The 26,480-nt window shown below is 38.8% G+C and carries 19 protein-coding genes and 4 pseudogenes; 15 read left to right on the forward strand and 8 right to left on the reverse strand.

What is annotated here, in order from left to right; all coding sequences use genetic code 11:
• The first annotated feature begins 12 nt into the window (after positions 1 to 12).
• From LC586_RS16245 to LC586_RS16260, 4 genes are all read left to right on the forward strand, one after another.
• Positions 13 to 927 (forward strand): CmcJ/NvfI family oxidoreductase, encoded by a 915-nt coding sequence (locus LC586_RS16245; protein ID WP_229485806.1) that lies wholly within the window; start codon positions 13 to 15, stop codon positions 925 to 927.
• Between the two features lie 81 nt (positions 928 to 1,008).
• A complete protein-coding gene (locus LC586_RS16250) occupies positions 1,009 to 1,992 on the forward strand; it encodes a TauD/TfdA dioxygenase family protein (protein WP_229485807.1) in 984 nt (327 codons plus the stop codon).
• A gap of 124 nt (positions 1,993 to 2,116) precedes the next feature.
• On the forward strand, positions 2,117 to 2,281 hold the full coding sequence (locus LC586_RS16255; RefSeq protein WP_229485808.1) for a hypothetical protein: 165 nt from the start codon (positions 2,117 to 2,119) through the stop codon (positions 2,279 to 2,281).
• A 347-nt stretch (positions 2,282 to 2,628) separates the two neighbouring features.
• Positions 2,629 to 2,799, forward strand: coding sequence for a hypothetical protein (locus LC586_RS16260; RefSeq protein WP_229485809.1), 171 nt, complete (start codon positions 2,629 to 2,631; stop codon positions 2,797 to 2,799).
• 49 nt (positions 2,800 to 2,848) lie between these two features.
• Here the strand turns inward: LC586_RS16260 and LC586_RS16265 are convergent, their stop codons facing one another.
• The 3 genes and pseudogenes from LC586_RS16265 to LC586_RS16275 all read right to left on the reverse strand — a co-directional run.
• Complete coding sequence (locus tag LC586_RS16265) at positions 2,849 to 3,553, reverse strand: P-loop NTPase family protein (RefSeq protein ID WP_229485810.1); 705 nt, start codon at positions 3,551 to 3,553, stop codon at positions 2,849 to 2,851.
• Between the two features lie 11 nt (positions 3,554 to 3,564).
• Positions 3,565 to 4,134 carry a hypothetical protein gene (locus tag LC586_RS16270; protein WP_229485811.1) on the reverse strand — a complete coding sequence of 190 codons (570 nt, stop codon included), beginning with the start codon at positions 4,132 to 4,134 and terminating at the stop codon, positions 3,565 to 3,567.
• A 159-nt stretch (positions 4,135 to 4,293) separates the two neighbouring features.
• A pseudogene (locus tag LC586_RS16275) lies at positions 4,294 to 4,393 on the reverse strand (IS5/IS1182 family transposase); the annotation flags it as partial.
• A gap of 67 nt (positions 4,394 to 4,460) precedes the next feature.
• On the opposite strand from LC586_RS16275, the pseudogene LC586_RS16280 reads away from it, so the two are divergent.
• A pseudogene (locus LC586_RS16280) lies at positions 4,461 to 4,556 on the forward strand (IS5/IS1182 family transposase); the annotation flags it as partial.
• Here LC586_RS16280 and LC586_RS16285 read toward each other — a convergent pair.
• Positions 4,549 to 4,998 (reverse strand): hypothetical protein, encoded by a 450-nt coding sequence (locus LC586_RS16285; protein WP_229485812.1) that lies wholly within the window; start codon positions 4,996 to 4,998, stop codon positions 4,549 to 4,551. The pseudogene LC586_RS16280 and the gene LC586_RS16285 sit on opposite strands and share 8 nt — an antisense overlap.
• A gap of 860 nt (positions 4,999 to 5,858) precedes the next feature.
• Between LC586_RS16285 and LC586_RS16290 the strand changes: the two genes are divergently transcribed.
• The 8 genes from LC586_RS16290 to LC586_RS16330 all read left to right on the forward strand — a co-directional run bounded on the left by LC586_RS16290 (position 5,859) and on the right by LC586_RS16330 (position 20,838).
• Positions 5,859 to 7,226, forward strand: a complete 1,368-nt coding sequence (locus LC586_RS16290) for an AAA-like domain-containing protein (RefSeq protein WP_233715595.1) — start codon at positions 5,859 to 5,861, stop codon at positions 7,224 to 7,226.
• 62 nt (positions 7,227 to 7,288) lie between these two features.
• Positions 7,289 to 7,960, forward strand: a complete 672-nt coding sequence (locus tag LC586_RS16295; protein ID WP_229485813.1) for a hypothetical protein — start codon at positions 7,289 to 7,291, stop codon at positions 7,958 to 7,960.
• Between the two features lie 589 nt (positions 7,961 to 8,549).
• A complete protein-coding gene (locus LC586_RS16300; RefSeq protein ID WP_229485814.1) occupies positions 8,550 to 10,958 on the forward strand; it encodes a TOMM precursor leader peptide-binding protein in 2,409 nt (802 codons plus the stop codon).
• Between the two features lie 22 nt (positions 10,959 to 10,980).
• Positions 10,981 to 11,391, forward strand: coding sequence for a nuclear transport factor 2 family protein (locus LC586_RS16305; RefSeq protein WP_229485815.1), 411 nt, complete (start codon positions 10,981 to 10,983; stop codon positions 11,389 to 11,391).
• A 50-nt stretch (positions 11,392 to 11,441) separates the two neighbouring features.
• Positions 11,442 to 12,524 carry an amidohydrolase family protein gene (locus LC586_RS16310; RefSeq protein ID WP_229485816.1) on the forward strand — a complete coding sequence of 361 codons (1,083 nt, stop codon included), beginning with the start codon at positions 11,442 to 11,444 and terminating at the stop codon, positions 12,522 to 12,524.
• Between the two features lie 290 nt (positions 12,525 to 12,814).
• Positions 12,815 to 18,268 carry a trifunctional serine/threonine-protein kinase/ATP-binding protein/sensor histidine kinase gene (locus LC586_RS16315; protein WP_229485817.1) on the forward strand — a complete coding sequence of 1,818 codons (5,454 nt, stop codon included), beginning with the start codon at positions 12,815 to 12,817 and terminating at the stop codon, positions 18,266 to 18,268.
• On the forward strand, positions 18,265 to 18,633 hold the full coding sequence (locus LC586_RS16320) for a response regulator (protein WP_229485818.1): 369 nt from the start codon (positions 18,265 to 18,267) through the stop codon (positions 18,631 to 18,633). Before LC586_RS16315 ends, LC586_RS16320 begins: the two co-directional genes overlap by 4 nt.
• Before the next feature lie 24 nt (positions 18,634 to 18,657).
• Positions 18,658 to 20,838 carry an AAA-like domain-containing protein gene (locus tag LC586_RS16330; protein WP_438822908.1) on the forward strand — a complete coding sequence of 727 codons (2,181 nt, stop codon included), beginning with the start codon at positions 18,658 to 18,660 and terminating at the stop codon, positions 20,836 to 20,838.
• 82 nt (positions 20,839 to 20,920) lie between these two features.
• Here LC586_RS16330 and LC586_RS16335 read toward each other — a convergent pair whose 3' ends face one another.
• Genes LC586_RS16335 through LC586_RS16345 form a run of 3 tightly spaced genes read right to left on the reverse strand, consistent with a single transcriptional unit; the run spans position 20,921 to position 23,557 of the window.
• Positions 20,921 to 21,124: a DUF1636 family protein gene (locus tag LC586_RS16335; RefSeq protein WP_229485819.1), complete on the reverse strand. Its 204-nt coding sequence runs from the start codon at positions 21,122 to 21,124 to the stop codon at positions 20,921 to 20,923.
• Complete coding sequence (locus LC586_RS16340) at positions 21,081 to 21,422, reverse strand: hypothetical protein (protein ID WP_229485820.1); 342 nt, start codon at positions 21,420 to 21,422, stop codon at positions 21,081 to 21,083. Before LC586_RS16340 ends, LC586_RS16335 begins: the two co-directional genes overlap by 44 nt.
• 29 nt (positions 21,423 to 21,451) lie before the next feature.
• Entirely contained in the window at positions 21,452 to 23,557 is a 2,106-nt protein-coding gene (locus LC586_RS16345; protein WP_229485821.1) for an acylase, read from the reverse strand.
• A 538-nt stretch (positions 23,558 to 24,095) separates the two neighbouring features.
• Here LC586_RS16345 and LC586_RS16350 point away from each other — a divergent pair.
• Positions 24,096 to 24,227 (forward strand): annotated as a pseudogene (locus LC586_RS16350) (iron ABC transporter permease); the annotation flags it as partial.
• Between the two features lie 89 nt (positions 24,228 to 24,316).
• The gene (locus tag LC586_RS16355) at positions 24,317 to 26,128 is read left to right on the forward strand and encodes an ABC transporter ATP-binding protein (protein ID WP_229485823.1); all 1,812 of its coding nucleotides are present in this window, start codon (positions 24,317 to 24,319) and stop codon (positions 26,126 to 26,128) included.
• Positions 26,129 to 26,250: 122 nt separating this feature from the next.
• On the opposite strand, the pseudogene LC586_RS42645 reads toward LC586_RS16355, so the two are convergent.
• Positions 26,251 to 26,355 (reverse strand): annotated as a pseudogene (locus LC586_RS42645) (IS701 family transposase); the annotation flags it as partial.
• Positions 26,356 to 26,480 lie beyond the last annotated feature (125 nt).

The following is a 26,480-nucleotide window of genomic DNA, read 5'->3' on the forward strand; positions in this document are numbered from 1 at the left end:
ATGGGATAACCTATGAGCTTAAATAACCAAGTTCTAGACAAACCGATTTCCGCAGAACTGCCATACGTAGAAGCTAACCTCAGTTACCTGATCCCAATGGCAGAAAAACCTGTTAACTATACTTACGAACCACCGCCAGGGATTCCTCGCACGAATGCAACTTATCAGACGCACAAACTGCCAATTTACAATGCTCGTTCTATCTCAGAGAACATCTCGTTAGATCGAGAAGGTTTCGCCTTTACTGGACATAATACTAATGTCCGCAACTTTTACGATGAAGACGAAGTACGCCGCGTCTACTATCCAGAAGCCGAGCAATTATTAAAAGAGGTGACAGGCGGAACTAAGGTAGTGATATTCGATCACACCCTGCGTAACGCTGGTCAGTCAAAGCCAGGTGAGAATAATATTAAGGAACCTGCCAAGCGCGTACACAACGACTTCACCGCCAAATCTGGCTATACTCGCGCCCGTTTGGAACTAGCAGCGCAAGGCATAGATGATATTGATACGTTATTAAAACAACGATTTGCCATTATCAATGTTTGGCGAGCGATGTCTACGACGGGCTACGCCTACGCAACACCAATCCAAGAGTCACCATTAGCAGTGTGTGACGCGCAAAGCATTGCAATAACAGACCTTGTAGCTGGTGATTTAGTGTACCGCGTAGACGCGAAGCGGCTTGTCGCCAGACATCGCATCGGTGAAACCTACGGAGTCACGTATAACTCCAAACATAAATGGTTCTACTTCCCGCAAATGCACAGAGACGAAGCACTATTTATTAAATGTTTCGACTCCGCAGAAGACGGATATGCGCGTTTTGCCGCCCATACAGCCTTTGAAGATCCCACCAGCCCAGCCAACGCTCCCCCACGAGAAAGCATCGAACTACGAACATTCGTCTTTTACCCTGCATAGATCGCAAAAAGTTCTCTCAAGCTCCTACTCTCTGCGCCTCTGCGTGAAACAAATTAATTAATCCTTGGAGACACAAATATTATGACTTCCCAACACTTTGACATCAAACCAATCGCCGGACGTATCGGTGCAAAAATCATTGGTGTTGACTTGAGCAATAACCTCAGCAATGAAATCATCAGCGATATCCGTAAAGCTTTAGTTAAACACAAAGTCATCTTCTTCCGAGATCAGAACCTTGACGCTCAAGGACAAGTAGCCTTCGCCCGACGCTTTGGGGAAGTCACCACAGCCCATCCCACCGTTCCCTCATTGCCAGAAAACCCAGAAGTTCTTGACCTGAATTACGGCAAGACTGTGAGCCGCGCCAACACTTGGCACACCGATGTCACATTTGTAGATCGTCCTCCTCTTGGTTCTATTTTGCGGGCGCTTGTCATCCCACCGTCGGGAGGTGACACCATTTGGGCAAACTCCGTGACTGCTTATGAAGATTTACCAACTCACTTACGTAATCTTGCTGACCAACTCTGGGCAGTACACAGCAACGCCTACGATTATGCAGCAGCTACAATTGACTTGCCAGAAGAAGTCTTAAAGTATCGGGCTGTTTTCACCTCGACTTTATACGAAACTCTACATCCAGTTGTCCGCATCCATCCTGAATCTGGTGAACGTGGTTTATTTATTGGTGGGTTTGTGCGTCGCCTGCGTGGTTTATCACAGAATGAATCCGATGAAATCGTGAAATTGTTGCAAGCTTACATCACACGTCCTGAGAACACAGTCCGGTGGCGCTGGAAAGTTGGCGATGTGGCTTTCTGGGATAATCGCGCTACTCAACATTATGCGATCGCTGACTACGGTAATCAACCTCGCCACGTTCAGCGAGTCACACTTGTGGGTGATATTCCTGTTGGTATTGACGGTAAGCAGAGTGAGGCTATTAAGGGAGATTCTTCTGCATATAATCGACGTGAGGCAGTGATATCATGTCCGGGTAATGACTTACGATTAAGCACCAGTTTGAAGCCACCAATGAAAACCCGTCAGACCACGGATTAAATCTGGCTGTTGGAGTAAAGATTGACACCGATGAAATAAGACATCTCCCCCAACCCCCCGATAAATTGGGGGGCTTTAATTCCGGTTCCCCCCAATTTATCGGGGGGTTAGGGGGGATCGATAAGTGCCTAAAATCACAGCAAACTACTTTTCAAACAACCTCTTAGTCGTATTGAACAACTTCGATTCCGTCGAAATCCTCAAGCGGGAGCAATGCGATTTTGTGAGGTCGGCTAAAAAAGGTGCGATGCCTTCGGCGGGCGCAGCCATCGCTAAAAATTATATTTAAGTACAAGGTGATTTTATTTGCAAATAAAATACTTGTTTACACGAGAATTAATCTTGATGAAATATCTCAAAAAGATTGCTAGCAAGTCATTCGACGATTATTCCTAAGAATATCTGCAATCAGTCTTTTATACTTAGTATTAAGTATATAAAAAAATAAATTAAAGACATGATTAAAGTATAAAATTTATCAAGCAGTTTGGGGTTTGATAAAGGAATTAAAGATAGAACCACAGAAATTATCCCAACTTCCAGCTATCCATTGACAACGCAGATGTAACATAATTTCTGCAGGCTCTCGCTAGAGAGCAGATTTGACCAATAACGTCCTAATTTCCTAGTTTGACTATGAAGACGAAAGCCAAAGACAACTACAGAGTCCGTAACTGGCAGGAATACGATGCGGCACTCAAGCAGCGAGGCAGTCTGGCTTTCTGGGTGAGTGAGGAAGTAATTGAACAATGGCGCAACGAAAAGAAGCAGGACAGAAAGGAGCTTCTAATTATTACAGTGATATAGCGCTGGTGACTCTGCCGCTAAACAGGTATCTACTACCTCCAAAGATTTCTTATTTAACTTCTTCATCCCAGATACCTACCTTCTCAAATGCTCCATAAGCAAGTTTCAGAAAGTTTACTACTCTCTGTCTTCCTATAATTCCAAATTCTTTATTCTCTCTTGCCTCAGCAAAGGTCATTCTATTTTGGTCTATTATGTTTCTTTCTTTATATGCTAGCTTCGGGAAATCTATAACAATAATTTTATATTTTTTGATTAGTTTCTGTATATTCATATCTAAGTCTACATGCTCCCAATCATCACACAGCCCTAAATTGCGTACCAAAATATGAGGCATTTTCTCCCCGTAGCTATTCACTGACTGTCCAAACAAATTAAGGCTATCATATCCTCCTGTAGAGACAAACCATTTGCAAAAAGTTACTCCCTCGGAATTCCCTAGTTCAATTAACTGATTTCTTTCTATCCAGTCAAAGACTGCTCTATGTGATTGTGCTGCCAAATTCACAACTACTGGCTTACTTGTCGCCATCTCAAATATTCTATCTGCCTTATCAGCCTGCCGTTCATTCTCGCTAAACACCGCATACTGACATATTCCCTTATAGACTCCTGCCACATCTGGATTTGACCTATCTGTTTCTACTGGTACAAACGGAATTTTCTTATCCAGAAAGTACTGAATCATTGTCCTAGTTACTAGAGACTTCCCTACTCCACCCTTTTCACCATCTACCAAATGAATCGTCGGCATAACACCTACCCCTAATACTGATTAAACTCACTCGATATATCTGAACTAGGCTTAGAAGTTTTTGGCGTTTGTCGCCTAGTAGTTTTAGCAGTTTTCTGAAAGTCCTTGCCCCCATCTGACAATGATTGCTTCTCTTGTGACTCCTCTGTTGATTGACCTAAATCTTTTAGAGCGTTTTGAGAGTCTTCAGTTACTCCTATAACTACTGGTGTTACCGATGATTTTGTTGTAGTCTGACTCGAATCTTCAAAACATAAAACTTGTTTTGGTTTAGCCCTTTGCTGACGAGAACGCTTTTCTTTTTGAATCTCAGTTAAGTATTGCTTAAGTGTCGCTGCTGAAACTTTTATTTCTTGCTTCTCTAGTAGCTCCGATAGGTCTTGATAACTATAGCCCTTTTTCAGCGCTGATTGAAGTTGTTCACGCAGAAAGTAAATACTCTCTCGCAGGGATAATTCTTCTTTAACCTTCTCTTCTAGCTTCTCTAATTCTCCTAGCGTGGTTTGGAGTTTATCAATTGGAATCTTCTGTCCTGGGGTTGTGCGTACCATTTCTGATGATGACTGAACTGAAAATTTCATTAATCCTATCACCACATGTTCTTGTGTGGGTGATAACCACACACACATTAATGAAACCAAGCTCTCATACCATTTCACGAAATGCTTGATACAAATGATTAGTCTCTAATTCTTTCCCCCTGCTCGATAACGATATAACACTGCTTCGACAAACAATTAATTATCTGTCTTCCGTGGCTCCCACATAGCCCTCTCGCCCAGGTGGCAGGTCTTTGATTCTCTCCCACTGGCCGTCTCGTAGTGCGTATCGGCCTCTCATCGTTTTCTTGTTGTTTATTCTTTTTTAGCAGTTCTCATTCCAGTTTACCTAATTGATGACACGCCCTAAGCAGTACCGAGCGTTCGCAACGGGCTACGACAAACGCGCTACAAACTTTCTAGGTGCAATTTATCTGGCTGCTTCTGTCATTTGGCTCAATTGATGACACGCCCTAACAATGTCGGGCAACCCAACCACTGCAGTTGAAAAACAGTTTGGTTTGAAGATTTCGCCACTGCAGGAACCATCCGCCCCCATTGCTTACCCGATTCGGTGGGACGATAGGGAATTTTCTTGTCCAATGTTCTATATTGCAGTCCAGAATTTAGTAACCATTTGTTGACCAACCGTGCAGACATTCCCACTACCTCGCCGATTTGTGTTGGGTTGAGAAATGCGTCTTCTGTGGTATTAGTGCAAGCGATCGCAGTTTTTAACTCATCTGCTGCTGGCTTAAGTGTGGGGTTAACTCTGGTGGCGGCGTTAACTGCTAACTGGGCTGTGAGGGATTTGTCTAATCCGGCAAATTCCTCCAACATCATTTGCACATATAAGAGTGCATTTTTGAGGCGATATTCTCTGGCGATCGCACCCCTAAGTTGCATCTCACTAGCGGCAAGGTTAATGTCAGCAAAAATTTTCGATTTTTATGAAAATAATTAGCTTGGTAATGCTAAGATCAAAGCTGACTTTTCCCGTTATCTCCTTGATTGAGCGATCGCTTACTATACCCCTAGCTTTAAGCCCTATTCTCTCGTGATTTATTGTCACTAATATTAAGTTATTGAGAATAAAGTATAGTCTGAAACCCTTGCAATTTCGTTGTTTCATGACTTAACGGGAAAAGTCAGAAGATCAAATAAATAAACAAACAAATTAATATTTTCCAAATTAAAATAGCAATTCTCTCTGAAGATATGCTTAAAAAAGGTTAACTCTATAAAGGTTTATTTATAAAGCTAGTTAAAGGTAGAAATATTTAAAAGATTATAAAATAATATATATAACTTGCAAATAGTGTTAGGAAGCGATAAAATTTGCATTAAAGATACGGAAAATTACTCTTTTTAATCCATTATAACCTTTAATGCGGTTAAAAAGTATGATTAAAACGAAGGGAGGTACATTAATTTTCATGTAATAATATGACCAAACTTAAGCTAATTAATTATATCAAACAATATCAAGATAAAAAATTAGCGATAGAATTAACGCGATGTGTAACTTTCTCTAAATTATTGTGGAATTGTTCAAATTCCTCTTTACCCCACAATGAATCAAGGTTTAACAAAATTAAGTTGCACACTGCATTAATTAATAAAATTACATAATAATCAGCAAAAGTATTACTGGAGAGTGATTTAGGATGTATATAGGATATGAAGCTTATCCTATATACATCCTAGTCCTAGCCTTTTTTGTAATTACATAAATTCTTGTGCAGAACAGCAGAGAGGATAAGTGCATGGATTCTATAGAACTTGAACCTTTAGTTGAAATTGTTAATCGCAAGCTACTTGAAAAGCAAATTCGCCCTCTCAATTACACAGAAATTCTGATTATGCAAGGTATTTGGCAATATCAAACGTATCACCAAATTGCTCAAGAGAGGGGCTATAGTGCTGGCTACTTTACTAACGTCGTTGCTCCACAATTGTGCCAACGACTCACCGAACTCGTCGGTAGTCGTGTTACCAAAAAAAATTGCCGAGTGTTACTGGAGTCTTATCTTGATGCTACCTGTACGGTTTTAAAAACAACGATTCTAAAGCAAGATTCTGTGGACTCATTCCCTGATACCGACCAAAAACCGTCACCTAGCTACCCCAGTGGTCCAGTTCCGCTTGGTTCCTCTTTTTACATTGAAAATTCTACCCTTTCTACACGAGTTTATGAAGAAATTTCTAAACCAGGAGCCTTAGTACGGATAAAAGCTCCCAAGGAAATGGGTAAAACTTCAATGTTGTTGAGGATTTTGAACTACGCTGACTCCCAAGGCTACCGCACTGTAAGTCTTAATTTGGAACAGATTGACAGTTCAATTTTGAATGAATTAAATCTATTTTTGCGCTGGCTATGTGCTAATGTCAGCCGCCAACTACAAATTGAACCAAGATTAGACGACTATTGGGATGAAGATATCGGCAGCAAAGTCAGCTGTTCATTATATTTCCGAAAGCATTTACTAGAGCAAATCAACTCTCCTGTAGTCTTGGTTTTAGACGAAGTGAACCAGATTTTTGAACATCCACAAGTGGCAAGAGATTTTCTACCGATGTTGCGTTCGTGGTATGAAGAAGCCAGAAGACTGCTCATCTGGCAGAAGCTGCGCCTGATTGTGGTTCACTCGACAGAAATTTATGTTCCTTTGCAGCTAAACCAGTCACCTTTTAATGTAGGGCTACCAATTCAGTTAGACAATTTTAGTTTCGAGCAGGTACAGCAGCTAGCTCAATGCTATGGACTCGACTGGAACGATGGAGAAGAAGCTAGACAACTAATAGACATGGTAGGAGGACATCCAGCATTAATACACACAGCAATATATCATCTAAGCCGTAAGGAAATGACTTTGAAGCAAATACTAAAAACAGCCCCCAGATATACCGGAATTTATTCCTATCATCTACAACGTCATTGGGCAAATTTACAACAACAACCGGAACTAGAAGTTGCTCTTTATAAAGTTATGAGTTCTACTGAACCAGTGCAACTAGAACCAATCATTGCTTACAAGTTAAGCAGTATGGGGCTAATCAAGTTAGATGGCAGCCAAGCAACACCGAGTTGTCAACTGTATAAGCAGTATTTTAAGAATCATTTATCAAATTAAAATTGTGTTATAACTTTGTAGTATAATTGTAGTTAAGACTTGTAGATGAGAGTCTCACATTTTTGAATAAAAATTTTATTCAAGAAAGAATAGACAAGCTTCCAACCAATGAAAATAAGGATACAAATCAAATGCCATTACTCCCAAAAGAAATACCTAGTAATAAGTTAGCTGAACATCTCAATCAGAATCTATCCGGAAGTGCAAATCAGCCTTTTTCGGTAGATTTTTTGCTATTAACTTGCCTATTATCTTATTTAATGACCTTAGTTTTGCTTAGTCAATGGGGCGAAGAAAAGTTTAAAGAAATCGCTGCAAAAACTGGCGATCGCTTCGAGGAGTGGGAGTATTCTTTAGTACAAACATTCAAACAGGAGGTTCAGAAAGGAACAGAGTATAAAGAGATATTCCAAATGCTAGATAAACAGATTGAACAAAACGGCGAAAAACTGCCCAAGTTTACAGATTTATTTAGCGGAGCAAATGAGATATTTGAAATAGATCTACTCTTTGATATCGACGGGCTTTCTATAGAGCCTACTCATTTAAGGAGCATGGACTTAACATTCCACTTAAAAGTTCCTTATCCTGTACGCATCTATATAGATCCAAATAATGATGAAGAGATTGATCGCCTTGTGAAATGGATCGATACTCTTAAAAAATGGTTAGTAGAACCCACGAGTAAATTACCTCGCCCTGAGAGTAACTATATCCCTGTTTATACTTCCTAAAAAACATCTTTAGCCTAGAAGAAAACAGTCAATTGCTTTCTTTTATTTCCCCTTTCTCATACCTTGCACCTTACCCTGAGTAAGTCTTGAGCTTCAGTTACGGCTTCATAGCCAAAGTCCGCTTTAACAGACTCAAATCTCAAGTAAGTTTTAGCTTACTTGAGATTTGAGCCAATCAATTTATTGGCGGACGAAAAACTAGGTGCAATATCTAGGTTTTTTGATTAGGGCGGGCAATACACCATAATGTCACCCCCATTTGCATCATTAAAAAGTCTGCATTAAATACAGCAAATTACAACTAACTTGATGAGGTACAGATAATTGTAAGGGCGTTTGCTCTTAGCGTTCCCGCAGGGTAGGGTCGTTTGCCCCTACCCATATACCAATACGCTTGGGTTAAGGCTAAAACTCTTTATCAAAGTCAAATTTTTAACGTAGACGCTGCATCGGCTTGCCGCAGGCTACCGCAGAGGCGCAGAGGAAACAGAGAGAAGAGAAAAAAATCCTTAACCCAAGCGTATTGACCCATATACTTCATTTACCTGAAAAATCCTGTATAAACTAAAATGTCTAATTACTTAAAGATATGAAGGCAGTAAATAAAAACATACTAAACAAAATACTAAATAAGCCAAGGTTACATAAGCCTAAGTTTAGTCCTCGTTTTAATGTTCAAACTTTAGAATTAGAAGGTGTATTTCTTGTATCGGAAAAAGATTCTCTTTTGCTTGATGATCATTTCACATTCAACACCTCCAATTTTTTCACATCATTTTTATTAAAAAACCTCGAAAATTCTCAACAAAATCTGTATCAAAAGCTAACTACTTTAATTGATGGTAATCACACCGTTGACGAAATTGTTGATAAAATCGTTCCACAAATTCTAGCGAAAGAAGTAAATAATTGGGATATCATTTTTGCTCATGCTAAGGTTTACCATGCTTTGATGCAGATGGAAGAAAAGGGCTATATTGTTGAAAGCGATAATCAATTGCCCTCTAACTTAGCAATTTTTTGCGAATATCTGAACATCGATCCAAAAGAAGCACAAACCCGTTTACAAACCACTCAAGTAGCAGTGAAATCTTTTGGTTATAATCTTCCTACTGCCCAATTTAAAACTATTTTAGAATCACTGAACATCAAAGTGTCAGATCAAGGAGATATAGAAGTAGTTTTAACGGATGACTATCTCCAAGACGGTTTAGAATCCTACAATCAGGAAGCCTTGCATCTGTCACGCCATTGGATGCTTGTCAAACCTGTAGGAACAGTTGTGTGGATAGGCCCCATATTTCATCCAGGAAAAACAGGGTGTTGGAAATGCCTAGCTCAACGTTTACGAAACAATAGACCTGTTGAAGAATTTATCCAAAAGTATCAAGGTATTTCAACACCGATAATTCCTCCGCTTTATTCGCTTCATACCTGGCAAACTACCTTAGGGATGGTAGCAACAGAAGTTCTTAAATGGATTTTATTAGGAGAAAATAAACGACTAGAAAATATTTTAGTTACTTATGATACTTTTTATCTAGAAATACAAAACCACATGCTAGTTAAGCGTCCCCAGTGTCCTAGTTGTGGAAAAATATCATCTGGTTTTGCTAGAAATCCTCAACCAATTATTTTAAAAAATCAAAAGAAAACTTTTACAACTGATGGCGGACACCGTTGTTGTTCACCTCAAGAAACACTCAATAAATATCAATATCATATTAGTCCTATTACAGGAGTTATCAGAGAACTTATAAAAATAGATCAAGGAGTGAATAGTTTAACTCATACTTACATAGCTAAACATCACTTTGCGACAATGTTTGACAATCTCGACTCCTTACGCTTAAATCTTTCTGGTAGAAGTGCAGGAAAAGGAAAAACTGACCAACAAGCTCAAGCAAGTGGTTTCTGCGAAGCTATTGAGCGATATTCCAGTGTTTTTCAAGGAGATGAAATATGGGAAACAGGTAACTACCAACAAATGGGAGATAAAGCTATTCACCCTAATGCTTGTATGAATTTTAGTCAAGAACAATATCAAAACCGCGTCTCATGGAATGCTAGCCGTTCTGATTGGTTTCAAAAAGTTCCAGAACCCTTTGATGAGGAAAGAGAAATTAAGTGGACACCTGTTTGGTCTTTAACCCATAAAGAATTTAAGTATTTACCAACTGCTTACTGCTATCATGGCTATCCCGAACTCATCAAGCCTGATTGTTGGGCTGATACCAATGGCTGTGCTGCTGGTAACACAATAGAAGAAGCAATTTTGCAAGGTTTTATGGAGTTAGTGGAGCGGGATTGTGTAGCCTTATGGTGGTATAACCGTATCCGAAGACCGAGTGTCGATTTGGATAGTTTTGATGAACCGTATTTTCAAGCATTAAAGAATTATTACCAAACAATTCCTCGCGAACTCTGGGTTTTGGATATAACCAGCGATCTGAATATTCCTGCTTTCGTTGCTATTTCTAGAAGAACAGATAGAGAGATCGAGGACATCGTTTTGGGCTTTGGTGCCCATTTTGACGCGAAGCTTGCCATTGGGAGAGCATTAACTGAGGTACATCAGATTCTTCCTAACGTTTTATTCGATGATGCTAATGCCACTACTCAGTATCCTGCGTTTTCAGATCAGCTAGCCATAGACTGGTGGAAAACTGCTAAGTTGCAAGACCAGTCTTATTTAGCTTCTAATGAAAGCGTCTCGTCAAAAGTGTGTGCTGATTATCCGCAAATTTGGAACGAAGACTTATTAGAAGATATCAAGACCTGCCAGCGAATTGTCGAGAAACATGGTATGGAAATGCTAGTTTTGGATCAAACTCGTCCTGATATCGGACTCAAGGTGGTCAAGGTGATTGTTCCAGGATTGCGCCACTGGTGGAAACGTTTAGGTTCAGGACGACTTTATGAGGTTCCAGTGAAATTGGGTTTGTTGGAAGAGCCGCTCAAGGAAAATCAACTCAACCCTTTTCCAATGTGGATGTAATAGTAACTTAGATATCAAGGCTATGTCAGCAAACAACAAACAGTTTATTAAAAATTGGATCGAAAAAAAGTTGCAAGGTCAAGGAAATCCTTTAGAAGACTTAGATCAGCAAGTTGTATTTTTCATTCCTGGTGCAAGTGCTAATCCTATTTTTGGTAAGTTTGTAGGTATTGAGGAAGTTAAGAGATTTTTCCAGTTGTTACAAGCAAAACTATTGCAAGAAAAAGTAACTCAAAGTTTTTTGGTAAAAGATTACATTGCTGAGGAAAAACAAGTAGTAGTCTTGCTAGAAGAAACTTTTATCCCAGAAAAAGAGCCATCCAATGTTTCTTTTAATCATACTGCCTGGGTTTTTAAATTGAATGATGAGCAAAAAATTGTTGACCTCTACTGCTACGACAATACTTTAGTTACATCCAAAGTTTTGGAATAAGCGATGCCTACGGCTGGCTACACCTACGCACATTATCTAAATTAGATACCATGCTTAACGATTATAAAATCATAGATGCAGATTCACATGTGTATGAGCCAAACGACATGTGGGAAAAGTATCTTGAACCTGCATTTAAAAGCTTTGCACTGTCGCTAGACTATAAAATTCAGGGCAAAGAAATTTATCTAAAAATCTCTGATCGTCTTCGCAGCGAAGGAGCTAAACGAGTCACACAAACTCACCCCATATCCGTGCTTACTGGCTTCGACTCAGAGTCTCATGTCCAAGCAATGAAGCAAATGGGGGTTGATATTTCTTTTGTCTATCCAACTATCGGATTGTGGCTATTCGCCATTGATACAATGACACCGCAACTTGCTGGGGCATTCACCCGCGCCTATAACAATTGGTTAAAAGATTTTTGTAGCTATGATCCAAAAATTCTTAGAGGAGTGGGAGCCATTAATCTTCACGCTCCCGAAGAGATGGTGCCAGAATTGCTACGGATAGTGGATTTTGGTTGGAAAGGTGTCTTTTTGCGCCCTAACCCAGTTAAAGGGCGATTACTCAGTGACCCTGCCTATGAGCCATTCTGGACAAAGTGTGAAGAACTAGGGATAGCAGTCGGTCTTCATGAAGGTACCCACAGTCGCTTGCCAACCACGGGAGCAGACCGATTTAATACCCGTTTTGCTATGCACGCCTGTTCTCATCCGATGGAGCAAATGATGGCACTATTAACACTGATTGAAGGAGGAGTCTTAGAGCGCCATTCTCAGCTGAAGGTGGGTTTTCTGGAGTCGGGTTGTGGCTGGTTACCTTACTGGCTGTGGCGGCTTGATGAAGAATACGAAAACCTATATTGGGAGATTAAACACAACGTCAAAATGAAGCCCTCAGAGTACTTCCGTCGCCAGTGTTTTATCTCAATAGAGCCTTCTGAGCCTTATCTTGCTGAAATTATTCAGTATATTGGCTCCGATAACTTGATCTTTGGTTCTGACTACCCCCACATGGATCACAACCTGGATGTTGTCGAGAAAGCGACGGCACTTCAGGAGCAGCTATCTATGAAAACTGTGCAAAAAATTCTTTGGGATAACCCTGCTCGCTTCTACGGGCTGGAGTAAAACGCCATAATCACCCGTCCTGATTAAGGAAATTATAATTAATACAAACACTTGATCCCAAACTTATATGTAGAGAAGCTGTTACGCATTTAACTTGTACATCTACCTGATGACTAATGACTGATGACTGATAACCGTCAACAGTCAACCGTCACAGGTTGTTTTCCTATTTGATTTTTGAACAAGATTCAGTACACATCTGTTCCCTGCCCACGCAAGTAAATTCAAGAATTAAAGCGGACTGCTATAAATCTATTGGTATCGTTACCTTTTTTCAGTAAAACCCAACTATGGACACTATTACTGGCTACCAAATTACAGCAAAAATCTATGAAAGTGATAACTCATTAGTCTACCGAGCTATCCTCAACCATAATCATCAACCCGTTATCCTCAAAATTCTTAAAGAAAATTATCCAACTCCTTTAGAACTTATTAGATATAAACAAGAATATGAAATCACTTGCTATTTGAAGCTAGATGGAGTTATCAAAGCGTATGACTTGCAAAGACATCAAAATAGTCTAGTCATGTTTTTAGAGGATTTTGGTGGTGAATCCTTAAATATATTAATGGGAGAGCGAAAGTTTAATTTAGAAGAATTTCTGATCATTGCCATCAAGATTACCGCAAGTTTAGATGTTATTCACGCTGCCAATGTCATCCACAAGGACATTAACCCATCTAATATTGTCTTTAACCCCAAAACTGGAGAACTCAAAATCATCGACTTTGGCATTTCCACTATCTTATCGTGTGAAAAACCGACGATTTATAATCTCGATCATTTAGAAGGAACCTTAGCCTATATCTCACCAGAGCAAACTGGCAGAATGAACCGGAGGATAGATTACCGGACTGATTTTTATTCGCTAGGTGTCACCTTTTACAAAATGCTCACTCATCAACTTCCTTTTGAAACTACTGATGCTATGGAGTTACTACATTGCCATATTGCTAAACAACCTGTACCTCCTGAGCAAATAATAGATGAGATCCCCAAAACTGTTTCCAACATTGTAATGAAGTTGTTAGCGAAAACGGCAGAGGAGCGGTATCAAAGTGCTTGGGGACTAAAAGCAGATTTGGAAACATGCTTGAAGCAATTACAGGCTACTGGTCAAATTTTAAACTTACCTCTTGCTCATCAAGATATTTCTGATAAATTTCAAATTCCTCAAAAACTTTATGGTCGAGAGGAACAAATAAACCAACTATTGGCTACTTTTGAGCGAGTCAGCCTTGGTTCAACCGAGATGATGCTCGTTGTTGGTTACTCAGGCATCGGCAAATCAGCCTTAGTCAATGAAATTTATAAGCCGATCATGCGACAGCGAGGATACTTTATCTTAGGCAAGTTTGACCAGATCAAGCGAGATATTCCTTATGCTTCTTTGATTCAAGCATTCCAAGAATTGATTGGGCAGTTGCTGACAGAAAGTGAAGTGCAGCTCCAAGTGTGGAAACAAAAGCTTTTAGATGCTCTTGGTAATAATGGTCAAGTCATCATAGATGTGATTCCCGAGGTAAAACTAATTATTGGTGAACAACCACCAGTGCTAAAACTAGGACAAACTGAATCTCAAAATCGTTTTAACTTAGTATTTCAAAAATTTGTTGGCGTTTTTACAAAAAAAGAACACCCCTTAGCTATCTTTCTAGACGATTTACAGTGGGCAGATTTACCGTCTTTGAAGTTAATTGAACTACTGGTCACCAATATTGATAGCCAATACTTATTAATGCTAGGGGCATATCGAAATAATGAAGTCAATGCTACTCATCCTTTAATACTTCACTTAGAGCAGATTCAAAAGGTGAGTAGTAAAGTACAATATATTACCCTTAAGCCTTTGAGTATTGAGCATATCAATCAACTAATTACTGATACCCTTAGATGCTCAACAGAAGCCTCAAAGTCATTAGCAGATTTAGTATTTAATCAAACCAACGGTAATCCTTTCTTCGTAAATCAATTACTTCATAGTTTGTATGAACAAAAATTATTATTTTTTGACCGTAACATTGGTATATGGAAATGGGAAATAGAACACATTAAAGCTGTTGAAATAACTGATAATGTGGTTGAACTAATGTTGAATAAAATTAAAAGATTAGATAAAAGTACGCAGAATATTTTAAAATTAGCTGCTTGTATAGGAAACCGATTTAATTTAGAAGTTCTTTCTGTTGTCAATGGAAAATCTCTTTCAGATACAGCAACCGCTCTTTTTCCAGCGCTTCAAGAAGGTTTAATTTTGCCTTTAAATAATGATTATAAAGTGTCTTTCCTCTATAATGAAGACACTAGTTTAATTTGTAACTCAGAAATATTTGTCTCCTTTATTGATAGTTATCCATCTTCTATACCTTATAAATTCTTGCATGACCGAGTTCAGCAAGCAGCTTATGCTTTAATTCCAGAATATCGTAAAAAAGAAGTTCACTTAAAAGTTGGTCAACAGTTACTTAATAATACTCAGCAAGACGATATAAAAGAAAAAATTTTTGAGATTGTAAACCACTATAATATAGGTGCAGAACTGATTACTCATCAGTCAGAAAGAGATAATCTTGCTCAATTAAATCTACTAGCAGGTAGACGAGCAAAAGCTTCAACTGCTTATGAATCTGCCCTGAAATACTTAGAGGCGGGATTAGAAATATTAACATCACATAGTTGGGAAAACCAATATGACTTGACATTATCTCTTTATTTAGAAACGGTAGAAGTGCAATACTTAAATACGGAATTTGAAAAAGCTGAAAAACTTTCTTTTATTGTTTTAAAAGAAGCAAAAACACTCCTTAATACAGTGAAGATATATGAAATAAAAATTCAGTCTTACTATGCTAAACTTGATTTGTACAAAGCAATAGATACCGCATGTGAAATTCTTAAAAAACTTGGAGTTTTCTTGCCGCAAAAACCAAGTAAGTGGGCGATTAAGAAGGAACAAAAAGCCATAGAGTTACTGTTAAAAGACAAACAAATAGAAGATTTAATTAATTTGCCAGAAATGACAGATCCTTACAAACTTGCGGCTGTAAGGATATTATTGATAGTCACCTCTGCTGCAATAATTACGAATTCTTTATTATATCCTTTAGTTACGTTAACTACTGTAAATCTTTGTATAAAATATGGAAATCCGCCCCAAGCAGCTGGTGTGTATGTTTTTTACGGTCAGCTTTTGTGCGGCTTCATGAAAGATATTAATTCTGGCTATCAGTTTGGGCAATTATCTTTGAAACTGTTAGAGAAATTCAATGTTAGAGAAATTCAATCTTTAGTAATACATTATTATAATGGATTCATCCGGCACTGGAAGGAGCCAGTCAAAGCAATAAAACTAGAACAAATGCAGGAAGGAATTCACATTGGGATAGAAACAGGAGCTTTTGAGAATGCTTGTTATAATGCTATAGACTATTGCCTGTTTTCTATTTTTGCTAAATCTAATTTAGAAGAACTTGAGAAAAAATATATAGAATATACAAAATTGACTGTTGAATTAAAACAAGATTATTCAGTTTTTTATATCAAAGCTGTTATACAAATTGCATTGAATTTAATTGATAAATCTAAAACTGAATACTGCTTAATTAGTGGGAACTCTCCAGAAGAAGAAAACTTATTATTAAAAGAATGGACTAACAGTAATACTCAGTGGTTATTAAATATTACATATTTAGGTAAAATCATCGTATCTTATTTTTTTAAAAACTACGTTCAGGCTGTTGAAGCGGCTATAGAATGTGATAAGTATGCAGAAAGTTCTGCTGCATATTTAGTGTCGGTTCAACACAATTTTTACTGTTCTCTTTCTCTTATGGCTCTAAATACTTGTGACAAAAATCAGCAAAAGCAGTTGTTGAAAAAAGTTTCTTTAAATCAGAAAATAATGAAAGAATGGGCATTCCACTCTCCAGCAAATTTTTTACATAAATATGAGCTAGTGGAAGCTGAGAAAGCGCGAGTAATGGGCAAAAATCTCAGAGCGATGGAATACTATGATCGCGCGATTCGAGGAGCCAGAGAACAAAAATTTCTGCAAGAAGAGAGCCTTGCCTATGAACGAGCAGCAGAATTTTATCTCTCTATTGGTAGAGAGGAAATTGGTTATTTATATCTCAACAATGCATACTTTTGTTATACTTGCTGGGGGGCGAAAGCCAAAGTTAAAGATTTAGAATCTGAATATCCGCAATTGCTAGTAGGAGCAGTAAACCGAACAGGGATTCAGGACATTAGTACTAGTACTTCTACTACTGGTAGTGATATGAAAGTGCTGGAACTGACAACAGTCATCAAAGCATCGCAAGCTCTAGCTCATGAAATCATTCTAGACAAGCTGTTACAAAAGTTGATGAAAATAGTAATTGAGAATGCAGGTGCTCAAAAAGGCTACCTGATTCTCGACAAGGAGAGTAAATGGGTGATTGAAGCCGAAGGGTCAGTCGATTCCGATCAGGTTACAATACTACAATCAATTCCAGTAGACTCTGTAGATGCTGTTCATCAAGTACCCTTGTTGTCAACAGCGATCGTAAATTATGTTGCCCGCACTCAGAAAAATGTAGTTTTAAATAATGCCATCTATGAGCAAGAGTTTACTTATGACCCTTACATTATTGCTACTCAACCCAAATCTATTCTTTGCACTCCTCTGCTTCATCAAGGTAAGCTAACTGGTATTTTATATTTAAAAAATAATTTAACAACAGGTGCTTTTACTCCCGAACGAGTCGAAATCTTAAAAATCCTTTCTGCCCAAGCTGCTATTTCCATTGAAAATTCTCGTCTTTACGAGCAATTAGAGGATTATAATCGAACTCTAGAACACAAAGTCAAAGCAAGAACCCAAGAATTAGAGGAGAAAAATGAAGAGTTAGACACCACCCTGCAAAAGCTGAAATCCACCCAAACCCAGATGATAGCGCAAGAAAAACTGGCTTCTATGGGAGCTTTAGCGGCAGGTATTGCCCATGAGATTAAAAATCCCCTTAACTTTGTTAACAACTTTGCTGAACTTTCTGTTGAACTAGCCCAAGAACTAGTTGAAGAGATAGAAAATCAAAAAGAACAATTACACCCAACAACAAAAGAATATATTGAAGATATTTTAGAAAATCTTAGCCAAAACGCTAAAAAAATTAATGAGCATGGCAAAAGGGCAGACAATATTGTGCGTGGAATGCTTATGCTCTCTCGAGGGCAATCTGGTCAACGAAACTTGACAGATATCCACACTTTGCTAGAAGAATCTATTAATTTGGTTTATCATGGAATGCGTGCCAAGCAGCCTTCCTTTGAAATTACTATAGTAAAAAATTACGACGATTGCCTTGCCAAAGTAAATGTCGTGCCACAAGATATTAGCCGGGCTTTTATAAATATAATTAATAATGCCTGTTATGCATTAACTGAGAAGACAAAAGAAGGAGGTGAGGGATTTTTACCTATGCTTTCCATTAGTACTAAGGATTTAGGCAAACAACTAGAAATAAGTATCCGAGATAATGGCAAAGGCATTCCGCAGGGAGTGATAGATAGAATTTTTGATCCTTTTTTTACTACTAAAGTAACTGGAGAAGGAACAGGTTTGGGTTTATCTATTAGTCACGATATTATTGTTCAGGAACATCAAGGAGAGATTAAAATAAAAACTGAAGAGAATAATTATACAGAGTTTATTCTGACTTTACCCAAAAGTATCCCTGAAAACGATATTCAAAAATGATAATAATAGTTGTAGATGACGAGCCAGATTGTCAGTTGTTATTTAAGCAACAATTTAGGAGAGAGATTAAAAATAATCAAGTTCAATTCTATTTTGCATTCTCAGCAGAAGAAGCATTGCATTACTTACAATATCAATTAACTGACTATATACCTATAATTTTGGCAGATATCAATATGCCAGGGATGAATGGGTTAGAAATGCTCAAAATTATTAAAACAACCTTTCCTGATTTAAAAGTATTTATGATTACTGCTTATGACGACGAAAATAACTATCTTACTGCCGTCAAATATGGAGCTGATGCCTATATTACAAAGCCAATTGAATTTAATAAATTGAAGGAAAAAATTTTGAATTTATAAATGATCATCACTGAGAAATTAACGATGTCAGCGAAGATACTGGTTGTGGATGATGAACATGATTTAGAACATCTCATCCGACAGAAATTTAGAAAACAAATACGGCAACAACAATTTCAGTTTGTTTTTGTCCATAATGGTTTTGAAGCACTAGAAAAGTTGCAGGCTGAACCGGATATAGATATAGTATTAACCGATATTTCTATGCCGGAAATGGATGGGCTGACTTTGCTCACTAAACTGAATGAGCTATATCCCACTATTAAAGCAGTAATTATTTCTGCCTATAGCGATATTGAAAATATTAGAAAGGCGATGAATAGTGGTGCTTTTGATTTCCTAACTAAACCACTCAATCTTCAAGATTTAGAAATTACTACCAACAAAACTCTGCAATACGTGCAGCAAATGAAAGCGGCTTGGGAACAGGAACGCCTAGCACAGCAAAAGCAAGTAGAATTATTGATTCATCTGCAACAAGAGATTGCTATGCGCCAACAGATAGAAGAAGCGTTGCGTGAAAGTGAGAGCAGGCTTGCTCAATTTTTAGAAGCTGTACCAGTGGGGGTATTTGTTATTGATGGCAATGGCAAATCTTACTACGCTAATCAAAATGCACAACAAATACTTGGCAAGGGAATCGTAACAGAAGTCACTAACAATCGATTAAACGAAATTTATCAAGCTTATTTGGCAGGGACAGGGCAGTTGTACCCCACTGAGCAGCAGCCCATTGTGCGAGCGTTAAGTGGTGAAAGCGTCTCTGTGGACGATATTGAAATTCGCCAAGCAGCCAAGATTACTCCCTTAGAAGTATCAGCTACACCGATTTTTGATGACAATGGTCAAATTATCTATGCCATAGCTGCTTTTCAAGATATTAGCCAACGCAGAAAGGCAGAAGCTGAACGGATTCAGTTTACACAGGAATTAACACTTAAAAATATTGCCTTACAGCAGGCAAAAGATGCATTAGCCGAATCCAACCGCACCCTAGAACAAAAAGTTGAAGAACGCACTCAAGAACTATCACAAACGCTAGAAGTTCTGAAAGTTACTCAAGATAAACTGATATTTGAAAATGCGTTACTCAGGAATGCGGAGCAACCTTCAACCTATGATTATCAAGTTGGTGGTAGTTTACCAATGGATGCTCCCACGTATGTGGTGCGTTCCGCAGACCGTTATCTTTATAAAGCGTTGAAGATTGGGGATTTTTGTTACATTCTGAATGCGCGGCAAATGGGCAAGTCAAGCCTCATGGTGCGTATGATGCATCATCTTCAGCAAGAAGGTTTCAGCTGTGCAGCCATTGACATGACTCGCCTTGGCAGTGAAAACATCACTCCTATTCAGTGGTATAAAGGATTAGCAGTCGAGTTGTGGCAAAGCTTTAATCTACTAGAAACAGTGAATCTTAAAGCCTGGTGGAATGAGCAAAAAGATTTATCGCCAATCCAGTGCTTGAGTCGATTTATAGAAGATATTATTTTAAATTACGTTAAGACTGAAAAAATTTTTATCTTTCTAGACGAAATTGATAGCACCTTGGGCTTAAAATTTCCCGTTAATGACTTTTTTACTTTAATTCGCTTTTGTTATAACCAACGCAGTATTAATCCAAACTATCGGCGTTTAACTTTTGCTCTATTTGGTGTTGTTACACCTTCTGATTTAACAAGTGACTACAAGAGAACACCTTTTAATATTGGTCAAGCAATTCACTTAGAAGGTTTTAAAGAACATGAAGCCCAACCTTTACTTCAAGGATTAACAGATAAGGTTAGCAATCCCCAAGTAGTACTGAAAGAAATGTTAGCTTGGACAAGTGGTCAGCCTTTTCTTACTCAAAAGCTTTGTCAGATCATCCGTAATTCTTCATTCTCTGTTCCTGCTAGTTTTGAAGCAGAAAGGATTAAGAACTTAGTGCAAACGCATTTGATTGAAAACTGGGAATCTCAAGATCAGCCAGAGCATTTGAGAACAATTCGCGATCGCATCCTTAAAAGTGAATGTAAGCCTGTAGAGTTACTCAAACTCTATCGAAGAATTTGGCATCAAAAAGAAGTCGTCTCAGTTGATAGTCCAGAAGAAAAAGAATTGCTCTTATCAGGGCTGGTGGTCAAGCAACAGGGTTCTCTAAAAGTTCATAACCGTATTTATGAATTGGTATTTGACAGCAGTTGGATTAATCTGCATATCTAAACCCGGATTTTTGTCACTTAGGTATCATTTAAAAATAAGTTGTACAAATTGAATCTGGAATAAGCAATGTTTTAAGTGACACTTAATTCTCAGGTTTAACCAGTACAGAAGGAATACTGGCAAAAATGGCAGATTCCAACTCTTTGGGGAGCTTTTCCCAGATAAACGCCCCTTTGCGATTACTGATGTACATCTGTGCAAATTCAAGTAATGCTGAGGCATTTTCTTCATCTGGAGGTAAATCAACAAGCAGATAGGTTGGTTTTTCGGGACTGGAAACAGCCATCTATGAAGGTTTTCAGGAAGTCGAGGTCTATACAAATTTTAATTAAATAGATGCGATCGCCTGCAAAATATTGTTCTATTTCTTCAATATCTGGCAAGTAGAATAAGTAATTATTTCCTACTGTTTCTTGGTAATTTTCCTTAACGCCTGCAATCCCAGGACAAGAAAAGCCAGAATAACTACGCCCATTGTGGCGATCGCTGTCCCGGCTGCTTGTGCAAAAAATTACTGGCTGCAAATTGCGATCGCTCAAAAACTGTACTTTTTTTTGGGCGTAGGCGTAGCCCGTCGCAGACATCGCAAACCTTAGAAAGCAGACTATTGACCTCAGAATATTTTACGTTCTTCTAGATGGGCAAGAATCTTAGAGCGATCGCGCCACACAGTCCGCAACTTTTTGTTGGCAAACATCTGTAACTGGTCACCAATGTGGGGCGAACCGGGTTGAGATGCATTACCGTAGCTGGTGAGTGCCATTGCTCGTACAGGGTTGGAAAATTCAATTGCAGCCACATAAGAATCACCTGCAACGGCTTGGAACTGACCATTTTCTCCAGGAGCGGAATTCACTACACGAAAAATTCCCAGTTCCCCATCCCCACCATTACCAGGCAAATCCACATCACCCAACCGTACCCGAAAAACCTTACCCCACGGTACATCAAGCGCCCCATAAGTCTTTTCTACCTCTGCTGCTACTGCTTGCAGAGTTGCAACTGCACTTTCTGGATTAGCCAAACCATCGGGTGTGGTGCGTGGGGAATTTTCATTCCAGGGTTTACTAAACGTCTTATCCCAGTCCAGCTGTTGAACCCAAAAGGCAAACAGTACCGCCCCGCGACTATCTGCATTGGCTTGCCGATCCCACGCTTCTAAGACATTAGCTGCTTTTTGCCCTAAATCCTGACCATACTTGCGTGCAGCCGGAATTAAATCATCCAAAATCCGATTAGCCAGTTCCATACGGGTAGAGTGCTTGTATGCAACCATTTCATCAAAAGAGATTTTCTCATCCTCAGCCAACATCCTTACAGAACGTTGGGATCGGAAATCCATGAAACGAGGTGCCATATAAGCTGGGTAATCATCTGCTTTAATAGCGGCTGGAAATGTAGTTGTCCAAGGTGGATCGTTTGTATTTTGCAACCAACCACTCTTCGGGTCAACTATGCGCGGTAAATCTTGGTAAGGATGAATTTTTGTCCACAAGGTTTTAGATGTATTTCCTGGGATTATACCTTCCCAATAATTAAAATCACCAAAAGAGCGCACCGGAACTTGACCGTTGAATAGGTGCATGATATGCCCTTCTCGATCCGCATACATCACCGTAAACATTGGCAATTGTAAGCGCTGGAGTGTCTTTTCAAACTGGGCAAGGTTTTTTGTTCGTGCCATATCCCACCACTGCTGGAGTACACCTGGTCGGTCAAGACCTGCAACTCTCAGCGCCACGGCTTTACCATTTTTCTCGGCTACCACAGGCCCGTGGATAGAACTTTTCACTACTAATGGTTGCTCTTGCAAGGAGCCATCTTTCTGCTTCACCTTTAAGGAGAGGGTTTTTGTCTGAAAGTTACGAACTTTGTCATCAAACTGATACCCATTACCTGCCAGTGTAAGTTCATAAGCATCCCAACCATCATAGGTGTTAACGGTGTGAGTCCAACCTAAGTTTTTGTTGAATGCGATCGCTAATACGGGAATACCTACAAGTGTTGCCCCATAAGCATCAATTCCTGGTGCGGTGATTTGGGCTTCATACCACGAAAATAAATCTGACCAAGGTAGGTGTGGGTTTGCTAGCAACATAGCATTCCCATTGGCAGAATGAGTTGGTGCGATCGCCCAACCATTAGATCCTGCTTGCAACTTTTCTTTGCTCAGACCTAATACTTGTTCAGGGTTAACCACAAAAGTAAAATTGAGTACCCGATGTAAGTGAGCCATGACATCTTCTGCCTTGACTGGTAGCACCACCTCAACTTGATCATCAATTAAGTTAGGATTTTGTTTTGCATAAGCATTGATCCCAGTAGCAAAAGCATCGAGATAACTACGAAAAGTTGGATTCTGTGCTTTGTACCAAGAACGAGCACGTTCTGGTACTCCAGCAGTCTGTACCCAACGATCTGACTCCAGGTATTCCTCTCCCCAATATTCGGCCGCGCGTCCCCGTGCTTGGCCATAGAGACGCAAAAGCAAATCTCCATGACTTTGCATTTGTGCCCAGCCAAAGGCATAAAATGCACTCTGGTCATCTTTACCGTAGATATGCGGCACACCATAGGTATCCCATAATATCTCTGTGGATTTTGTTGGTACGGCTACGGTGCGGCTTCCGACAAATAAAACCAGTATCAAACTGAGTATTAAGGGTAAAACGCGTATTGATTTTCTTTTGTAAACTCTAAGTAAACTATCAATCCTCATTAACACCACCATTTACACATGTAACGCTTGGGGACTGAAACTGCTATTGGGCATTGGGCATTGGGCATTGAGTATTCTCCTTTGCTCCTCTGCTTCCCAGTCCCTAGTTCCTATTGCCCAGTAACCTTTTCGGTAACAAGGCAAAGCTGTACGCAAGTGACTTTGACAAAGCAGATTTAAGTTAATCTAACAATATCACTCTATTGAGAAAATCTATCAAAGTCTAAAGAGTATCCTTTATTCCGTGTAAAAAATGGGGAAACGGCTACACGATGATGTAATCTATATATTTATCCAGAAATATTATCAACTTTAATGATTACAAAGCTGTTAAATATTATGAGTAGCAATGTAAAGTCTTTTTCATTTATTTTATTTGAACCACAATTCTGGTTAGGATAGCACAAATGATAAAAGCGGCGATAGTGTCACCGAAACGATTGAAAAAGCCACAAATATCGGCCTTCTTTGGTCTGGCTTTGGCAGTGTGTATGCTCGCTCCTTTTTTTGTCTACCTGGTTAAATCAAAGGTGAAAAAATGAGTTTTGATTGGCTAGTGATTCGTTCCCAGGCGATATCTTTCCGCATCGACCGACGTGTACCAGTTGTATTGTTATGTTTGGGAGTAGCGATCGCAGTGGCGATGGTGATGAATGTCGGGCGGGGTGAATTAACCAACAAATTTACTTAAATTCCTGATTCTATTTTTATTATAAATATCGCTCTCATGAATCATCTAACTACAAACAAGAAACAGTCGTGACAATCATATCAAAATCTCCTAGAGTATCTAATAAGATTAGAAATTCAGCCCACCCTTTACAACGCTTGCTCAACTATGGCAGCCAATATCGCCAACAAATTTGGCAGGCAACATTATGTTCTATCATCAATACGATTTTAGATTTAGCACCACCGTGGTTAATTGGTATTGCGGTAGATATTCTTGTAGAACAGCAAAATTCTGTATTTGCCAAGTTGGGTGTAAAAGATATAGTTTGGCAATTTTTATTACTTTCATTGCTCACTATCATTGTCTGGATACTAGAATCAAGTTCTGAGTACGCATATAATAGAATTTGGCGTAATTTAGCCCAAAATATCCAGCATAATTTACGTTTGGATGCTTACAATCATGTACAAGAATTAGATTCAGCTTACTTTGAAGAAAGCAGCACTGGCGGTTTGATGTCAATTTTGAACGATGATATCAACGAGTTAGAAGATTTTTTAAATTTTGGAGCCAATGAAATTATTAATATTATCACCTCACTCATCATTTTAATTGGTGGTGCATTATTCATTTTACCTCCCTATATCACCTTTGCAGCAATGTTACCAATGCCATTTATTGTTTGGGGTTCATTTAGTTATCAAAAACGTCTAGAAGCTCGTTACGCTGAGGTGCGAGAAAGGGTAAGCTTTCTGAACTCACGGCTAGCAAATAATATTAGTGGTATTACCACAATTAAAAGTTTCACTGCTGAAGCTTATGAAAGCGCTAGATTGGCAGGAGATAGCGAAGCATATAGAAAAAGTAACAGCAAAGCAATTAAACTTTCTGCTGCATTTGTGCCCTTAATCAGAATGTTAGTTTTAGTAGGGTTCACAGCTTTATTATTTTGGGGAGGTATGGCAGCGTATGCTGGTCAAATATCTATTGGTAGCTATAGTGTTTTACTTGTTTTAGTACAAAGATTATTGTGGCCTTTAGTAACATTAGGAGAAATATTTGACAAATATCAAAGGTCAATGGCTTCTACTAATCGTGTCATGGATTTATTAGATACTCCCATAAATATTATTACGGGAGACAAATGTTTACCTATTGCTCAAGTACGTGGTGAAATTAGCTTCAAACAAGTTACTTTTGCTTATCACGATAGAGAGCCAGTAATTAAAAAATTATCCTTACATATACCCGCAGGTAAAACTATCGCTATTGTTGGTTCTACGGGTTCTGGTAAAAGCACTTTAGTTAAATTATTATTGCGATTATATGATATTTCTTCTGGCACAATCACTATTGATAATATTAATATCCAAAAATTAAATCTAGGTGATTTGCGTCGTAGTATTGGTTTGGTCAGCCAAGATGTATTCTTATTTCATGGTACTATTGCTGAAAATATCGCCTATGGTACTTTTAATGCTACCAATAAACAAATCATTGAAGCTGCGAAAATTGCCGAAGCTGATGATTTTATTATGCGGCTACCCCAAGGTTATGAGACAATAGTCGGAGAACGGGGTCAAAAATTATCTGGTGGACAACGGCAAAGAATTGCGATCGCTAGGGCTGTTTTGAAAAATCCACCTATTTTGATTTTAGATGAAGCCACCTCAGCAGTAGATAATGAAACTGAGGCTGCTATTCAGCGTTCTTTAGAACGGATTACAGTTAATCGAACGACCATAGCCATAGCTCATCGTCTTTCCACTATCCGCAATGCTGATTGTATTTATGTGATGGAATATGGGGAATTAGTTGAGTCGGGAACACATGAAGCATTGTTGGAGAAGAATGGGATTTATGCTGGTTTATGGAACGTGCAATCAGGGGTGAAATAAAAAGTTTACAGGACTTACGCAACTGGCACAGCGCGATCGCTAAAGTTGAGTACATATGTATTAATATTTAGGCAACTGTCACAAACAATGGCGCGGTATAGCTGCGATCGCTTGTCCAACAACTAGACGATAGACATGGGAAGATCGGGACGTTTGAGTTGCTGAACTAAATAATTGGACAACAACCCATGTTTAATTTGATAAATTGTTTGGCCTGTTTTATAAGATTAAACTCAACGGAATTGTCACCAACTCCGTTGGTCTTCAAAACCGTGCATGAGACTTTCACCTCACACGGCTCCTCAATGATTTGACGCTTGTCATGCGTACCTAACACCATCTCTGGCGGTTT

This window comes from Nostoc favosum CHAB5714 (assembly GCF_020829495.1).
GTDB classification, from domain to species: domain Bacteria; phylum Cyanobacteriota; class Cyanobacteriia; order Cyanobacteriales; family Nostocaceae; genus Nostoc; species Nostoc favosum.

Excerpts from the sequence above, each read along its gene's own strand:
- LC586_RS16245 (WP_229485806.1), top strand. The coding sequence starts at position 13 with ATGAGCTTAAATAACCAAGTTCTAGACAAACCGATTTCCGCAGAACTG.
- LC586_RS16250 (WP_229485807.1), top strand. The coding sequence starts at position 1,009 with ATGACTTCCCAACACTTTGACATCAAACCAATCGCCGGACGTATCGGT.
- LC586_RS16260 (WP_229485809.1), top strand. The coding sequence starts at position 2,629 with ATGAAGACGAAAGCCAAAGACAACTACAGAGTCCGTAACTGGCAGGAA.
- LC586_RS16265 (WP_229485810.1), bottom strand. The coding sequence starts at position 3,553 with ATGCCGACGATTCATTTGGTAGATGGTGAAAAGGGTGGAGTAGGGAAG.
- LC586_RS16270 (WP_229485811.1), bottom strand. The coding sequence starts at position 4,134 with ATGAAATTTTCAGTTCAGTCATCATCAGAAATGGTACGCACAACCCCA.
- LC586_RS16285 (WP_229485812.1), bottom strand. The coding sequence starts at position 4,998 with ATGCAACTTAGGGGTGCGATCGCCAGAGAATATCGCCTCAAAAATGCA.
- LC586_RS16290 (WP_233715595.1), top strand. The coding sequence starts at position 5,859 with ATGGATTCTATAGAACTTGAACCTTTAGTTGAAATTGTTAATCGCAAG.
- LC586_RS16300 (WP_229485814.1), top strand. The coding sequence starts at position 8,550 with ATGAAGGCAGTAAATAAAAACATACTAAACAAAATACTAAATAAGCCA.
- LC586_RS16305 (WP_229485815.1), top strand. The coding sequence starts at position 10,981 with ATGTCAGCAAACAACAAACAGTTTATTAAAAATTGGATCGAAAAAAAG.
- LC586_RS16310 (WP_229485816.1), top strand. The coding sequence starts at position 11,442 with ATGCTTAACGATTATAAAATCATAGATGCAGATTCACATGTGTATGAG.
- LC586_RS16315 (WP_229485817.1), top strand. The coding sequence starts at position 12,815 with ATGGACACTATTACTGGCTACCAAATTACAGCAAAAATCTATGAAAGT.
- LC586_RS16320 (WP_229485818.1), top strand. The coding sequence starts at position 18,265 with ATGATAATAATAGTTGTAGATGACGAGCCAGATTGTCAGTTGTTATTT.
- LC586_RS16330 (WP_438822908.1), top strand. The coding sequence starts at position 18,658 with ATGTCAGCGAAGATACTGGTTGTGGATGATGAACATGATTTAGAACAT.
- LC586_RS16335 (WP_229485819.1), bottom strand. The coding sequence starts at position 21,124 with ATGGCTGTTTCCAGTCCCGAAAAACCAACCTATCTGCTTGTTGATTTA.
- LC586_RS16340 (WP_229485820.1), bottom strand. The coding sequence starts at position 21,422 with ATGTCTGCGACGGGCTACGCCTACGCCCAAAAAAAAGTACAGTTTTTG.
- LC586_RS16345 (WP_229485821.1), bottom strand. The coding sequence starts at position 23,557 with ATGAGGATTGATAGTTTACTTAGAGTTTACAAAAGAAAATCAATACGC.